Source organism: Nocardioides sp. CER19 (genome assembly GCF_029846275.1).
Lineage (GTDB): Bacteria > Actinomycetota > Actinomycetes > Propionibacteriales > Nocardioidaceae > Nocardioides.
In genome coordinates this window covers 14,270-29,805 of sequence record NZ_JARVWS010000004.1, presented here as the reverse complement: position 1 = coordinate 29,805, position 15,536 = coordinate 14,270, and the positions used below count along the sequence as shown (strand labels likewise).

Below are 15,536 nucleotides of genomic sequence, written 5' to 3'. Positions count from 1 at the left end.
AACGAACGTCCGTTCAGATCCGGACGAACGTTGCTTCAAGCCGGACTCGCTAGGCCGGTCGCTGCACGAGATGTCGCCTGATGCCGACGATCGTGTAGAGCAGCGCACACACCGCGACGACGCAGAGCAGCAGCAGCCCGACCGTGTAGCTGTGGTTCGCCTCGTTGTACGTCGCCCCCATGACCAGCGGCGGGAAGAACCCGCCGAGACCGCCGGCGGCGCCGACGATGCCAGTCACCGACCCGACCCGTGGCGGCGGGGCCAGCTCGGCCACCCAGGCGAAGACCCCGCCGGTGCCGAGGCCGAGGAACGCCGCCATCAGCACGAACGAGATGCCCGCGGCCAGCTCGACCGGAGGCTTGAACGCGATGTCGACCGCCATCACCGCCGCGCCGCCCATCGAGGTCGCCACGATGGGCCGGGGTCCGATGCGGTCCGCGAGGACACCGCCGATCGGCCGGCACACGACCGCGGCGATGGCGAAGCCCGCCGTCCGGGTGCCGGCCGCGGTCAGGTCGTACGAGTAGACGTCCTTGAGGTAGGTCGGCAGGTAGGTCGAGAAAGCCACGAACCCGCCGAACGCGACGGCGTAGAGGAACGACATCTGCCAGGTGACGGGCAGCTTCGCCGCGGCCATCAGCTTGGGCACGACCGCGTCGCGATTGGCCGTCCACTGCGGCGAGTCGCGCAGCGCGGCCCAGACCAGGACGGCCGTCAGGACGAGGGCGGCGGCGATGATCACGTGCGTCGTGGTGTAGCCGAACCAGTCGACGAAGCGTGGGGTGAAGAACGCCGAGAGCGCCGTGCCGCCCATGCCGGCACCGAAGACACCGGTCGCGAAGCCGCGGCGGGAGGGCTCGAACCATGCGTTGACGAACGGGATGCCGACCGCGAACGTCGTGCCAGCGATGCCGAGGAAGAACCCGAAGAGGAGCAGCAGGCCGTAGGAGTCCTGGTTGCCGGCGAACGCCACGAGCAGCACGAACGGGGTGGAGATCAGCAGCAGGGCCGGGAACATCACGCGGCCGCCGAACCGGTCGGTCAGTGCGCCCGAGAGGATGCGGCCGACGGAGCCGACCAGCACCGGAACGGCGACCAGGACCGACTTCTCGGTGGACGAGAGACCGAGCGCGTCGGTGTACCTCACACCGAGCGGCGCGATCATGTTCCAGGCCCAGAAGCTGATCGCGAACGCCCAGGTGGCGAGCGCGAGGTTGCGCATCTGGGCGCCGGACTGGATGGTGCGTTCGCTGCGCTCTTTCATCGACGGACTCCTCGCTCGCGGTCGGTGGTGCCCACCGGCGACCACCCGGGCCGGACCGGTCGTGCACCGGTGGCGCCGGTGTCGCGGCTGCGGTAGACGATGTAGGGACGGAACAGGTAGTGCAGTGGTGCGGTGAACGCGTGCACCAGCCGGGTGAAGGGCCAGATCGCGAACAGGAGCAGCCCGACGAGCGTGTGCACCTGGAACTGGTAGGGCGCCGCCGCCATCGCGTCCACGTCGGGCTGCAGCCGGAAGAGCGACCGGAACCACGGCGAGACCGACTCGCGGTAGTCGGCGGTGTCGTGGCCCTGGGCCACCGCGACGACGGTGGTCCACAGGCCGAGCACGAGCGCCCCGACCAGGACGACGTACATCACCTTGTCGTTGGTCGTCGTCGCCATGAACACCGGGCCCGTCCGGCGGCGGCGGTAGATGAGGATGCCGATCCCGACCAGCGTGCAGATGCCGGCGATCGAGCCCCAGAAGAGCGCGTTCCCGTGGTAGAACCCGTCGCTCACCCCGAGCTTCTCGGTCCACGACTCCGGGATGAACAGGCCCACCACGTGCCCCACCACGACGACGAGCAGCCCGAAGTGGAACAGCGGCGACCCGATCCGCAGCAGCCGTGACTCGTAGAGCTGCGACGAGCGGGTCGTCCACCCGAACTTGTCGTAGCGGTAGCGCCAGATGGTCCCGAACACGAGGATCACGACACCGATGTAGGGCAGCACGCCCCACAGTGCGACGTCCATCAGACCTCCCTGCTCGCCGTGGCCACGGTCGGGAAGCCCAGCAGCACCGGCGACCCCTGGTCCGGCCCGACCCCGACCGTCTCGCTCGGCGGCCCGCTGCGGGCGATCGCCATCGCCTCGGCGCGGTCGCGCGGCGAGCGGCCCGGCAGGGTCGCGCACACGGCGGCGAGCACGTCCGCGTACGGCGACCCGCGCTCGGCCAGGGAGAGCCGGATCAGCTCCAGGCCGGGCCGGTGCTCCTGCAGCAGCTCGCGGCCGCCGACCGGATCCGCCAGGGCGGCGTACTCCAGCACCATGGGGAGGTGGTCCGGCAGGTCGCCGTGGGTGTTCACGAGCCAGGCGCCGTTGGACGTCGCGTCGCGGTAGCGCTGCTTGAACGCCCCGATCGTCTCCCCGCGGCGCCGGGTGTCGCCGTCGGTCCAGTAGGAGAGGTAGAGCGTGCTCCGCCGGTTGAGGTCGAAGGTGTCGACGTACGCCGACCGGAGCGCGTCCGACTGGTGGCGGCCGATCTCGTCCAGGAACCGCGTGAGCAGCCGCACCGGTTCGCTGTCGCGCTGCTCCGCGAGCGCGTCGCGCAGCAGCGGCACCCGGGCGAGCAGGTCGTCGTCGGGATAGCCGAGGCACCAGGCCGCCACCTGGTGCACCACCCGCCAATCGGGCCGTCTCATCGCTCGTCCACCCCGCCGTCTTCCTGCGACTCCGGAGGCCGTTCCGGGAACAGCCCACTCGGCCTGCCGTTGCCGTCCCAGTTGAGCAGGTTGACCCGGCCGCGCAGGCCCTCGTCGGAGGTCGGCATGTCGGCGGTCTGCCGGTCGCGCAGCGCGTGGAAGGTCTCGACCGCCACCGGGACGGGCCGGCCGCTCGCCTCGCCCAGCGGGCCGGCGCCGTACATGCCCGGGCCCTCGTCGTAGTCCAGGGAGCAGCCGATCTCCTCGAGCTCGTGGGCCTGCTCCACGTGCGCCTTGGGAATGACGTAGCGCTCGTCGTACTTGGCGACGCCGAGGAGCCGGTACATCTGGTAGACGGACTCCTCGCTCATGCCGACGGAGGCCGGGATGGCGGCGTCCGGCTCCCGGCCGAGGGTGATGTCGCGCATGTAGGCGCGCATGGCGGCGAGCCGCTTCAGCACGCCGTCGACGACGGCGGTGTCTCCGGCGGTGAAGAGCCCCGCGAGGTACTCGACCGGGATGCGCAGCGCGTCGATGGCACCGAAGAGGCTCCCGGCGGCCTCGGCGTCGTGGCCCTGCTCCTTGAGGAGGTCGACGACCGGCGAGAGGGGCGGGACGTACCAGACCATCGGCATGGTGCGGTACTCCGGGTGCAGCGGCAGCGCCACCCGGTAGTCCTTGGCGAGCGCGTAGACGGGGGAGCGCCGGGCGGCCTCCATCCAGTCGTCGGGGATGCCCTGCTTGCGGGCCGCGCGGGCGACCTCCGGGTCGTGCGGGTCGAGGAGCAGGTCCAGCTGGGCCTCGTAGAGGTCCTGCTCGTCGGTCACCGATGCCGCCGCGGTGACCGCGTCGGCGTCGTAGAGGAACAGGCCGAGGTAGCGCAGCCGACCGACGCACGTCTCCGAGCACACTGTCGGGAGGCCGACCTCGACGCGCGGGTAGCAGAACGTGCACTTCTCGGCCTTGCCGCTCTTGTGGTTGAAGTAGATCTTCTTGTAGGGGCACCCGGTGATGCACTGCCGCCAGCCGCGGCAGCGGTCCTGGTCGACGAGCACGATGCCGTCCTCGGACCGCTTGTAGATCGCTCCCGAGGGGCAGGAGGCCATGCAGGACGGGTTGAGGCAGTGCTCGCAGATGCGCGGCAGGTAGAACATGAACGTCTGCTCGAACTCGAACTTGATCCGGTCCTCGGCCTCGCGGCGCACCTTCGCCACGATCGGGTCGAGGTGTCCCATCTCGCTGGCACCGCCCAGGTTGTCGTCCCAGTTGGCTGACCAGGTCACCTTGGTGTCCTCGCCGGTGATGAGTGACTTGGGCCGCGCCACCGGGAAGTCATCGCCCAGCGGTGCCTCGACCAGCGTCGCGTAGTCGTAGGTCCACGGCTCGTAGTAGTCGCCCAGCTCCGGCTGGACCGGCGAGGAGAAGATGGTGAGCAGCTTCTTGAGCCGGCCGCCCGCCTTGAGCTTGAGCCGCCCGTTGGCCCCGATCGTCCAGCCGCCGCGCCACCGCTCCTGGTCCTCGTACTGCCGCGGGTAGCCCTGCCCGGGGCGGGTCTCCACGTTGTTGAACCAGACGTACTCGGTGCCGGCCCGGTTGGTCCACGCCTGCTTGCACGTGACCGAGCAGGTGTGGCAGCCGATGCACTTGTCGAGGTTCATCACCATGCCCATCTGGGCCATGACCCTCATGAGTAGGCCACCTCCTGACGCCGCTTGCGGACCGTGGCCACCATGTCTCGCTGGTTGCCCGTCGGGCCGAGGTAGTTGAACGCGTAGGACAGCTGGGCGTAGCCGCCGATGAGGTGGGTCGGCTTCACGAGCAGCCGGGTCACCGAGTTGTGGATGCCGCCTCGTCGCCCGGTCGCCTCGGACTTCGGTACGTCGATCGTGCGCTCCTGGACGTGGTGGACGTAGACGACGCCGGCCGGCATCCGGTGGGACACGACCGCCCGGGCCACGTAGACGCCGTTCGCGTTGGTCACCTCGACCCAGTCGTTGTCCTTCACGTCGATCGACGTGGCGTCCGCCGGGCTCATCCAGACCGTCGGGCCGCCGCGGGAGAGCGACAGCATGAAGAGGTTGTCCTGGTACTCCGAGTGGATCGACCACTTGTTGTGCGGCGTCAGGTAGCGCACCGTGACCGTCGCCGCACCGTCCGGGCCGAGGCGCGGCTCGCCGAAGAGCCGGTGCATGTCCAGCGGCGGTCGGTACGTCGGCATCGACTCGCCCAGGTCGGTCATCCAGTCGTGGTCGAGGTAGAAGTGCATGCGGCCGGTGAGGGTGTGGAACGGCTTGAGCCGCTCGATGTTGACCGTGAACGGCGCATACCTGCGGCCGCCCGTCTCCGAGCCGGACCACTCGGGGCTGGTGATGACCGGGACCGGCGCCGCCTGCGTCTGGCGGAAGCTGATCCGGCGCTCCTCCGAGCCCTCGGCGAGATCGGCCAGCCGCTTCCCGACGCGCTCCTCGAGCGTCCGGAAGCCCTGGGCCGCGAGCTCGCCGTTGGTGGTCCCCGAGAACGTGAGGATCGCCTCGGCCAGCTTGGCGTCGGTGTCGATCGCCGGGCGGCCCGCGGCCGCGCCGTGGGACATCACCCCGTTGCTGCGTGCCAGCCGCTCGGTCTCGTGCTCCAGCCGGAACGTGACGTTCTTGACCGTGAAGCCCAGGCTGTCGGCGAGCGGGCCGACGGCGGCGAGCTTGTCGGCGATCGCGGTGTAGTCCCGCTCGACCACGGAGAACAGCGGTGTGTTGCGGCCCGGCTCGGCCGGCACGCCGCCCTGGCGCCAGTCGCGGGCGATGCCCCCTGCCTGGAGGGCCTCCCCGGGGGTGTCGTGCTGGAGGGCGACGCTGACGAGGTCGCGGCGGGTGCCCAGGTGGGTCTGGGCGAGCTCCGACAGCTTCCGGGCCAGCGCGTGGAACATCTCGAAGTCGCTGCGCGCCTCCCACGGCGGGTCGATCGCGGGGGAGAAGGCGTGCACGTAGGGATGCATGTCGGTGGAGGAGAGGTCGTGCTTCTCGTACCAGGTGGCCGCTGGGAAGACGACGTCGGACAGGAGCGTCGTCGACGTCATCCGGAAGTCGGCCGAGACGAGCAGGTCGAGCTTGCCCTCCGGCGCCCGCTCGTGCCACCGCACGCCGTCCGGCCGGGGCGTCCCGGGGTTCTCGCTGCCCAGCACGTTGTGGTGGGTCCCGAGCAGGTGGCGGAGGAAGTACTCGTCCCCCTTCGCCGAGGATCCGAGCAGGTTGGAACGCCAGAGGATCAACGTGCGCGGCCAGGACGTCGGCGCGTCGATGTCGTCGATCGCGGCGCCCAGACGGCCGTCCTTCAGCTCCCGGGCGACGTACGACGCCGCGTCGGGCGCGTCTCCGGCGTCGACCGCCGCCTCCGCCTCGTCGGCGACGTCGAGCGGGTTGCGGTCGAACTGGGGGTAGAACGGCATCCACCCCATCCGCGCCGAGGACGCGATGGCGTCGGCAGTGTGGCCGCGCACGTGGCCACGGGCGAGCGGCCACGCCAACGACTCCGTGCTGTAGCCGTCGTTGCGCCACTGGTCGGTGTGCATGTACCAGAACGACGTACCGGGGACCGTGCGCGGCGGTCGGCTCCAGTCGAGCCCGTTGGCGAGCGAGATCCAGCCGGTGATCGGCCGGCACTTCTCCTGCCCGACGTAGTGGGCCCAGCCGCCGCCGTTGCGACCCATCGCGCCGGTGAGCATCAGCAGGGCCAGGACCGCGCGGTAGGTGGCGTCGCCGTGGAACCACTGGCAGATGCCGGCACCCATGATGATCATCGACCGGCCGCCGGACTCCTCGGAGTTGGTGGCGAGCTCGCGCGCGATCCGGATGCACGCCTCGGCGGGCACCGACGTGATCTCCTCCTGCCAGGCCGGGGTGTAGGGCGTCGACGCGTCGTCGAAGCCGGTCGCCCAGTCGCCGGGCAGGCTGCGCCCGTCCAGAGCGCGTCCGACGCCGTACTGCGCCAGCATCAGGTCGAAGACGGTCGTCACGAGGTGGCCGCCGACTCGCCGGGCGGGCACCCCGCGCCGGAGCACCGACCCGGTCCCGTCGGGATCGACGAAGGCCGGCAGCAGCACCTCGACCGCTTCGCTGGTCGAGGAGCCGGAGCCGCTGGCCGGAGGCCTACCGCGATCCCCGTCCAGCATCGTCAGCCGCGGCGTCACGCCCTCGAGATCGAGGTTCCACCGGCCGACGCCCGAGTCGGCGTAGCGGAAGCCCAGGGAGCCGTTGGGCACGACCGGCCGGCCGGTCGCCTCGTCCAGCACGACGGTCTTCCACCGGTCCTCGTCGGTGCCGCCACCGAGATCGGCGGCGGTGAGGAACTTGCCCCCGACGTAGGAGCCCGGGTGGTCGGGATGCTCCTCGAGCCGGACCAGGTGCGGCAGGTCGGTGTAGGCGCGTACGTAGTCGGCGAAGAACGGCGTCAGCCGGTCGACGAGGAACTCCTTGAGGATGACGTGCCCCATGGCCATCGCGAGCGCCGCATCGGTCCCGGCGGCCGCGGGCAGCCACTCGTCGGCGAACTTGGTGTTGTCCGCGTAGTCGGGGCTGATCGAGACGACCTTGGTGCCCCGGTAGCGCACCTCGGTCATCCAGTGGGCGTCCGGCGTGCGGGTGACCGGGACGTTCGAGCCCCACATGACCAGGTAGCTGGCGTCCCACCAGTCGCCGGACTCCGGGACGTCGGTCTGGTCGCCGAACACCTGCGGGCTGGCCACCGGGAGGTCGGCGTACCAGTCGTAGAACGAGGTCATCACCCCGCCGATGAGCTGCGTGTAGCGGGTGCCCACGCAGTGCGACACGATCGACATGGCGGGTATGGGGGAGAAGCCGATGTTGCGGTCGGGTCCGTGGGTCTTGATGGTGTGCACCTGGGCGGCGGCGACCATCTCGACCGCCTCGGCCCAGCTCGTCCTGACGAGGCCGCCCTTGCCGCGTGCCTGCTGGTAGCGGCGGCGCCGCTCCGGGTCGGCCTGGATGTCGGCCCAGGCCAGGACCGGATCACCCAACCGCTGCCTCGCCTCCCGGTACATCTCGAGCAGCACGCCGCGGGCGTAGGGGTAGCGCACCCGCGTGGGGGAGTAGGTGTACCAGGAGAACGCCGCCCCGCGCGGGCACCCGCGCGGCTCGTACTCCGGGCGGTCGGGTCCGACCGACGGGTAGTCGGTCGCCTGGGTCTCCCAGGTGATGATCCCGTCCTTCACGTAGACGTTCCACGAGCACGAGCCGGTGCAGTTGACCCCGTGCGTGGAGCGGACGACCTTGTCGTGGCTCCAACGATCTCGGTAGAAGACGTCCCCGGCGCGGCCGCCCTCGCGGAAGACCGCGCGCCCGTCGTCCGTCTCTTCCCACCGAGTGAAGAACCTGCCCGATCTGAGCAGCAGGTCGCTGGCCGTTCCGTCGAGTCCGGGCACGTCGCCAGATCACCACAGAGGGGCGGAACGTGACAAGGGTCACGTGGCTGCCCGTGACCACCGGCGACCCTGGCCGCGCAGCCGGACGCCATGGGCGGCCCGTGGTCGCGACCGCTCAGGCCCGCGTGGCCACCATGAGCAGGACGAGCTCCCCCGCGTTTCATGACCATATCGGGAACCCATTCGTGCCGGCGCCGCCCACCTTCCTAGACTTGGCCCCGCACGTCACCTGCTGGGAAAGGCACCGATGTCCGGCCCGAACACCGACTACGACCCCGTGGAGGTCACGCCCTTGAAGGCCGAGGAGGTGGAGGCCGCCCGCGACGCCGCGCTCACGGCCATCGCCGGAGCGCAGGACCTGGAGCAGCTCAAGCAGGTCCGCCTGGACCACGCCGGGGACCGCTCGCCGCTCGCACTGGCCAACCGCGAGATCGGCGCACTGCCGCCGCAGGCCCGCAAGGAGGCCGGCCAGCGCATCGGTCAGGCCCGCGGTGCCGTCAACAAGGCGCTCGCCGAGCGGCAGGCCGTGCTCGAGGCCGAGCACGAGGCGCGCATCCTCGTCGAGGAGGCCGTCGACGTCACGCTGCCCACCGACCGGCGCCCGGTCGGGGCGCGCCACCCGCTGACGACCGGCGCAGAGCTCATCGCCGACATCTTCGTCGGCATGGGCTGGGAGGTCGCCGAGGGCCCGGTCATCGAGGCGGAGTGGCTCAACTTCGACGCCCTCAACCTCGGACCCGACCACCCGGCCCGCACCATGCAGGACACGTTCTGGACCGAGCCGGCCGAGAACCACCTCGTGCTCCGCACACACACCTCGCCGGTCCAGGCGCGCACGATGCTCACGACCGAGCCGCCGATCTACGTCGTCTGCCCCGGTCGCGTCTTCCGCACCGACGAGTACGACGCCACGCACAGCCCGATGTTCCACCAGGTCGAGGGCCTCGCCATCGACGAGGGCATCACCATGGGCCACCTCAAGGGCACGCTCGACCACTTCGCCAGCTCGATGTTCGGCGAGGGCATCACGACGCGGTTCCGGCCGTCGTACTTCCCGTTCACTGAGCCGTCCGCCGAGGTCGACCTGGTCTGCTTCGTCTGCCGCGGCGTCGACTCCGAGAACTGCCGCACCTGCCGCGGCGAGGGCTGGATCGAGTGGGGTGGCTGCGGCATCGTCAACCCGCGCGTCCTGCGCGCCTGCGGCATCGACAGCGAGCGCTACAGCGGCTTCGCGTTCGGCATGGGCATCGACCGGACGCTGATGTTCCGGCACGGCCTCGAGGACCTGCGGAGCCTCTTCGAGGGCGATGTCCGCTTCACCACGGCATTTGGGAGTGAACTGTGAAGGCCCCCGTCTCCTGGATCAAGGAGTACGTCGACCTGCCGGCCGACCTCACGACCGAGGCGCTCACCGACCGGCTGACCATGCTCGGCCTCAAGCTCGAGGCGATCGAGACCGCCGGCGCCGGCATCGAGGGCCCGCTCGTCGTCGGCCGGGTGATCACCATGGACCCGGAGCCGCAGAAGAACGGCAAGACCATCAACTGGTGCACCGTCGACGTCGGCGACGCCAACGGCACCGGTGAGCCCCAGGGCATCGTCTGCGGTGCGCACAACTTCAAGCCGGGGGACAAGGTCGTCGTGATCCTCCCGGGCGGCGTGCTGCCCGGGAACTTCGAGATCTCGGCCCGCAAGACCTACGGCCACCTCTCCGCGGGCATGATCTGCTCGGCCCGCGAGCTCGGCCTCGGCGAGGACCACGACGGCATCATCGTGCTGCCGGAGGACGCGCCCGAGCCGGGCACCGACGCGCGCGCCGTGCTCGGTCTCGGTGAGGAGGTCATCGAGTTCGAGATCAACCCCGACCGCGCCTACGCGCTGTCCCTGCGAGGCATCGCGCGGGAGGCCGCTCTCGGCTTCGACGCGCCCTTCCGGGACCCGGTGCTGCGGGACGTCCCCGCGGCCAACGCCGAGGGCTACCCGGTCGTCGTCGACGACCCGGTCGGCTGCCCGGTCTTCGTCGCGCGGACCGTGACGGGCTTCGACCCCGCGGCGCCGACCCCCGACTGGATGGCGCGCCGGCTCGAGCAGGCCGGGATGCGCCCGATCTCGCTGGCCGTCGACGTCACCAACTACGTGATGCTCGAGACCGGTCGCCCGATCCACGGCTACGACCGCGACAAGCTCCAGGGTGCGATCCGCGTGCGCCGTGCCGTCGCCGGTGAGCGGATGACGACGCTGGACGGCAACGAGCGCACGCTCTCCTCCGAGGACCTCGTCGTCACCGACGACTCGGGGATCATCGGGCTCGGCGGCGTCATGGGCGGCGAGACGACCGAGATGTCCGACACCACGACCAACGTGCTGATCGAGGCGGCGCACTGGGACGCGGTCTCCATGTTCCGCACCGGCAAGCGCCACAAGATCGGCTCGGAGGCCGGCAAGCGCAACGAGCGCGGCGTCGACCCGACGATCTGCGAGGCCGCCGCCGACCGCGTCGTCGAGCTCCTCGTCGAGCACGGCGGTGCGACCGCCGAGCCGGGCGTCACCGTGGTCGGCGTACCGCCGGAGGCGGCGCCGATCGAGATCGACGCGGACCTTCCCGCGCGGATCAGCGGCATCGACATACCCGCCGGGACGACCGTCGCGCTGCTCGAGGCCGTCGGCTGCTCGGTCTCCGTCGCCGGCGACCGGGTGACGGCGACGCCGCCACCGTGGCGACCGGACGTCACCGACCCCTACGACCTGGTCGAGGAGGTCGTGCGGATCGTCGGCTACGACCGGGTCCCGAGCGTCCTGCCGCGCCGCGCCACCGGCCGCGGCCTGACCCGCGAGCAGCGGCTCCGGCGTCGCGTCGGGCGGGTGCTGGCCGGTGCCGGCGCCGTCGAGGTGATCAGCTTCCCGTTCGTCGGCGAGGCGTCGTTCGACGCGCTCGGCCTGGCCGCCGACGACCCGCGCCGCAACACCGTCGGTCTGGCCAATCCGCTCTCCGCGGAGGCGCCGTCCTACACGACCACGGTGCTTCCCGGTCTGCTCGAGGCGGCCGGGCGCAACCTCGGCCGCGGCGCCCCTGGCGTCACGCTGTTCGAGACGCAGATCGTCGCCATCCCGGCGGACAAGGGTCCGGCGCCGATCTACGGAGTCGACCGTCGCCCGACCGAGGCGGAGCTCGACGAGCTCCTCGCCGCCATCCCGGTCCAGTGGACCGAGCTCGGTGTCGTCCTCGCGGGCGAGCAGGAGCGCGGCGGCTGGTGGGGCCCGGCGCGTACGGCGGCCTGGCAGGACGCGCTCGCCCTGGTCGACCGGCTCGCCGGCGACCTCGGCCTCGAGATCTCCGTCGAGTCGGCGTCGGTCATGCCGTGGCACCCCGGCCGGTGCGCGAAGGTCACCGCCGGTGACGTCACCCTCGGGTTCGCCGGCGAGCTGCACCCGAAGGTGTGCCACGCCTTCGGCCTCCCCGAGCGCAGCGCTGCCGTCGTCGTCGACCTCGACGCGCTGATGCGGCAGGCTCCCGAGGTCGTCTCCGGTCCGGTCTTCTCGACGTTCCCCGTCGCAAAGGAGGACGTCGCGCTCGTCGTCGACGAGGGCGTCACGGCCGGTGCCGTCGAGGCGGCCCTGCGCGAGGGCGCCGGACCGCTCCTGGAGTCGGTCCGCCTCTTCGACGTCTACGTCGGCGAGCAGATCGGCGAGGGCAGGAAGTCGCTCGCGTTCGCGCTGCGGTTCCGCGCCCCCGACCGCACGCTGGTCGAGGGCGAGGCAGGCGCGGCGCGGGACGCCGCGGTGGCGAGGGCCGCCGAGCTGACAGGTGCCGTGCAGCGCGCCTGAGGGGCAAGATCGGGCGTGGCTGTCGGATTCGGCTGCGGCCGTTCGTGGCGGTGTCGGAAGCGTCACCACCCTCGAAGGAGAACACCATGCGCACCTTGATCTCGACCGCGTTCGTCTCGCTCGACGGAAAGCTCGATCCCACGGCCGGCGACCCGGGCCTGCACGACACCCAGTGGACCTACAAGACGGTCGACTTCCTGCTCGACGCCTACGAGCTCAAGGGGCGCGAGCAGGAGGAGGCGGGGGCCCTGCTCCTCGGGCGCAGGAGCTATGAGCTCTTCGCCCCGGTGTGGCCGGGCATGGAGGAGTTCGCCCGCTACAAGACCCTGCCCAAGTACGTCGTCTCCACCACGCTCACCGACGACGACCTCGTCGACGACTGGGGCGAGACGACGATCCTGCGCTCCCTCGAGGACGTGGCGAAGCTCAAGGAGACGGACGGCGACCCCGTCCTCGTCCACGGCAGTGCGTCCCTCGACCGGGCGCTGCAGGAGGCCGGCCTGATCGACCGCTACCACCTGCTGGTCTTCCCGGTGCTGCTCGGCGCGGGGAAGCCGCTGTTCAGCGACGCCGACATCGCCGCGCAGCGGCTGAAGCTCGTCGAGCACCAGGTCTACGAGAACGGCATCCAGAAGCAGGTCCTGGACGTCGTCCGCTGACCGTTCCCTGGCATGATCGCAGCGTGCTGCGGCTGCGTGTGCTCGACGAGGTCTCCTGGGACGGCAGGGCGGTCCCCGGGGAGCGGACGCACGCGCTCCTGCGTGCTCTGGTCGAGGCCGGCCCCCGCGGCCTCGGCGAGCACGCGCTCGCCGACGAGGTCTGGGTCGACGACGCGCCGTCGAACCCGACCAAGGCGCTGCAGGTCGTCGTGTCCCGTGCGCGGTCGGCCACGGCCACGGAGGTGATCGAGCGGACGGCGTACGGCTATCGTCTCGCGCTCGCCCCGGCCGAGGTGGACGCGTGGGCGCTGCGGCCCGAGGGGCTGCGCCTGGCGGCCGAGGGGCGCTACGTCGAGGCGCTCCCGCTGCTGGAGCGGGCCCAGGAGCAGACCGAGTCCGACGACGAGGTCACGGCCGCCCTCCTGCGGGCGATCGCCGACGTCCACGGCGTCCCGGCCGCCCTGGACCGCTTCGAGGCCTACCGGGAGGCGCTCGCCGACCGGCTGGGTGTCGACCCGAGCCCGACGCTGCAGGCCCTCCACAGCGAGCTGCTGGCCCGTGACCGACCGGTACGCTCGGGCCTGCGGTTCGACGCCGACGCCCTGATCGGCCGCGAGTCCGACATCGCGGCGGTCACGGCGATGGTCCGCACCGCGCGGGTCGTCTCGATCGTCGGCGCCGGCGGCCTGGGCAAGACCCGGCTGGCCCACGTGGTCGGCCGCCAGGCCGAGCAGCCGGTCGTCCACTTCGTCGAGCTGGCCGGCGTCACGTCGGCCGACGGGGTCGGTCTCGAGGTCGCCGACGTGCTCGGCGTGAGGGAGAGCGCCGTCACCCGCGCCCGGCCGCGGCGCGAGGACGTCGTCGGCCGGATCGTGGATGCGGTCGGGACCGCGCCGTCGCTCCTCATCCTCGACAACTGCGAGCACGTCGTCGAGGCCGTCGCCGACCTCGTCTCGGCGCTCATCGCCCGTACGCCGGCTCTCACGGTGCTGACCACGTCACGCGCGCCGCTCGGCCTGGCGGCGGAGCGGATCTACCTGCTGCCGGAACTCTCGATCGACGACGGCGTCGACCTGTTCGTCGAGCGGGCCACCGCCGCCCGGCCCGGTGTCCACCTCGACCCGGCGGCCGTTCGCAGCCTCGTCGGCCGGCTCGACGGCCTCCCGCTCGCCGTGGAGCTCGCCGCCGCCAAGATCCGCGTCATGAGCGTGGCGGAGATCGAGCGGCGCCTCGACAACCGGTTCTCCCTCCTACGGGGCGGCAGCCGTGACGCGCCCGAGCGCCACCAGACCCTGCTGGCCGTCATCGACTGGTCGTGGAACCTGCTGACCGAGGAGCAGCGGGTCGCGCTCCGGCGCCTCAGCATCTTCCGTGACGGGTTCTCCCTCGACGGAGCGGCCGCGGTCGTCGGCCCCGACGCGCTCGACCTGGTCACCGCTCTCGCCGACCAGTCGCTGGTGACCGTGCAGGAGGGCGAGCGGATCCGCTTCCGGCTGCTCGAGACGGTCCGCGAGTTCGGGCGGATGCAGCTCGTCGACGCCGGCGACGACATCGACTCCGCCCGGCGGGTCCGCGACTGGGCGCTCGCGCTCGCCGACGGCGCCGCGCCGCGACTGTTCAGCCCCGACCAGGTCGCGACCATGGCCGAGCTGCGCGCCGAGGAGGGCAACCTCCTCGAGGTCCTCCGGGCGGCGCTGGCCGACGAGGACGTGCCGACGGTCGTGCGCCTGTTCAGTGCGCTGGCCGGCTACTGGACGGTCGAGGGCAGCCACTTCAAGGTCATCAACCTCGCCACCCAGGTCGAGGACGTGGTCGTGCCCGCACCGGTCGTCCCGGGGCTCGAGGACGGTTTCCGGGCGGTGTTCACGTTCATCATCACCAACCGGATGATCTTCTCGCGGGAGGGCGCCGACGACATCCTCGCCCGGCTGCGGTCACTGGGGCCGGGAACCACCGATCCGCGGACGCGGGCCAACGTGCGGGTCGTGCTGGCGCTGGCCGGCGCGGAGGGCGCGCAGACGGACGAGCTGCTGCGGCTGACCGACGACGAGGATCCGCTCGTCGCCCGCGTCGCGCTGATGTGGGCGACCGGCGCGCTGGAGAACAACGGCGACCTCCCGGGTGCCCGCTCGCTGGCCCGGCGGGCGCTCGCGCTCGACGACGCCGAGGACGGCCCGTGGACGTCGGCCCTGCTCACCGCGCAGCTGGCGAGCCTCGCGCTCCAGGCCGGGGACACCACCGAGGCCCGGGAGTACGCCGCGGCGGCGCTGCCGCTCCTCACCGAGATCGGCGCGTGGGACGACATGGCGCAGACGCAGTCGATGCTCGCGCTGGCCGCGATCCGGCTGGGCGAGCTCGACGAGGCGGAGCGGATCCTCGACGCGGTCGCCGCCGACGAGTCGAGCCAGTCGATCTTCGGCGGTGCGGTCAGCCGGCTGGCCGGGCACGCCGAGCTGCTGCTGTCCCGGGGTGACACCGACGAGGGGCTGGCCGCCTACCGCGACGCGGTCGCCTCGCTGCGGAACCGTGGGGTGCCCGGCGTCGACGTGCCGGTCGACTTCGCGCCCTGGGTGATCTTCCCCGAGTCGGCCTGCATCGCCGCCCACTGCCGGGCCGGCCGGGTGGCCGACGTACGCGCGGAGCGGGACGAGCTGCGGGACAAGCTGGTGGTGCTGCTCGGCGACGCCGACGACTTCCTCGACTACCCGGTCGTGGGCTGCGGACTGTTCGCCCTCGGCGTGTGGGAGCTGACCACCGGGGGCTCGCGTGAGAAGGCGCGCCGCCTGCTCGGCTACGCGACGACCTTCTCCTTCAACCGGATGCTGCCCAGCCTCGACCTCGACTGGGCCGAGGAGCTGCTGGGGGAGAAGGCCCACGAGCCCCGCCCCGCACCCGAGGTGCGCGACGAGGCTCGTGAGCTCGTGATGACCGTCTAGG

At 71.7% G+C, this 15,536-nt stretch carries 9 protein-coding genes; 4 read left to right on the top strand and 5 right to left on the bottom strand.

Annotated elements, in window-relative coordinates; all coding sequences use genetic code 11:
- Positions 1-49: 49 nt before the first annotated feature.
- The 5 genes from QDS12_RS19515 to QDS12_RS19495 are packed head-to-tail and all read right to left on the bottom strand — an operon-like array spanning position 50 to position 8,085.
- Entirely contained in the window at positions 50-1,264 is a 1,215-nt protein-coding gene (locus QDS12_RS19515) for an MFS transporter (RefSeq protein ID WP_279882275.1), read from the bottom strand.
- Positions 1,261-2,016 (bottom strand): respiratory nitrate reductase subunit gamma, encoded by a 756-nt coding sequence (narI, locus tag QDS12_RS19510; protein ID WP_279882273.1) that lies wholly within the window; start codon positions 2,014-2,016, stop codon positions 1,261-1,263. Before narI ends, QDS12_RS19515 begins: the two co-directional genes overlap by 4 nt.
- Positions 2,016-2,684, bottom strand: coding sequence for a nitrate reductase molybdenum cofactor assembly chaperone (gene narJ, locus QDS12_RS19505; protein WP_279882271.1), 669 nt, complete (start codon positions 2,682-2,684; stop codon positions 2,016-2,018). Before narJ ends, narI begins: the two co-directional genes overlap by 1 nt.
- Entirely contained in the window at positions 2,681-4,372 is a 1,692-nt protein-coding gene (narH, locus tag QDS12_RS19500; RefSeq protein ID WP_279882269.1) for a nitrate reductase subunit beta, read from the bottom strand. The genes narJ and narH overlap by 4 nt, the downstream gene beginning before the upstream one ends.
- A complete protein-coding gene (locus tag QDS12_RS19495; RefSeq protein WP_279883478.1) occupies positions 4,369-8,085 on the bottom strand; it encodes a nitrate reductase subunit alpha in 3,717 nt (1,238 codons plus the stop codon). Before QDS12_RS19495 ends, narH begins: the two co-directional genes overlap by 4 nt.
- Positions 8,086-8,362: 277 nt before the next feature.
- Between QDS12_RS19495 and pheS the strand changes: the two genes are divergently transcribed.
- The 4 genes from pheS to QDS12_RS19475 all read left to right on the top strand — a co-directional run bounded on the left by pheS (position 8,363) and on the right by QDS12_RS19475 (position 15,535).
- Positions 8,363-9,460: a phenylalanine--tRNA ligase subunit alpha gene (gene pheS, locus QDS12_RS19490; RefSeq protein ID WP_279882267.1), complete on the top strand. Its 1,098-nt coding sequence runs from the start codon at positions 8,363-8,365 to the stop codon at positions 9,458-9,460.
- A complete protein-coding gene (gene pheT / locus QDS12_RS19485; protein ID WP_279882265.1) occupies positions 9,457-11,940 on the top strand; it encodes a phenylalanine--tRNA ligase subunit beta in 2,484 nt (827 codons plus the stop codon). Before pheS ends, pheT begins: the two co-directional genes overlap by 4 nt.
- Before the next feature lie 86 nt (positions 11,941-12,026).
- Positions 12,027-12,599, top strand: coding sequence for a dihydrofolate reductase family protein (locus QDS12_RS19480; RefSeq protein ID WP_279882263.1), 573 nt, complete (start codon positions 12,027-12,029; stop codon positions 12,597-12,599).
- Between the two features lie 23 nt (positions 12,600-12,622).
- Positions 12,623-15,535, top strand: coding sequence for a BTAD domain-containing putative transcriptional regulator (locus QDS12_RS19475; RefSeq protein ID WP_279882261.1), 2,913 nt, complete (start codon positions 12,623-12,625; stop codon positions 15,533-15,535).
- Position 15,536: the final 1 nt, after the last annotated feature.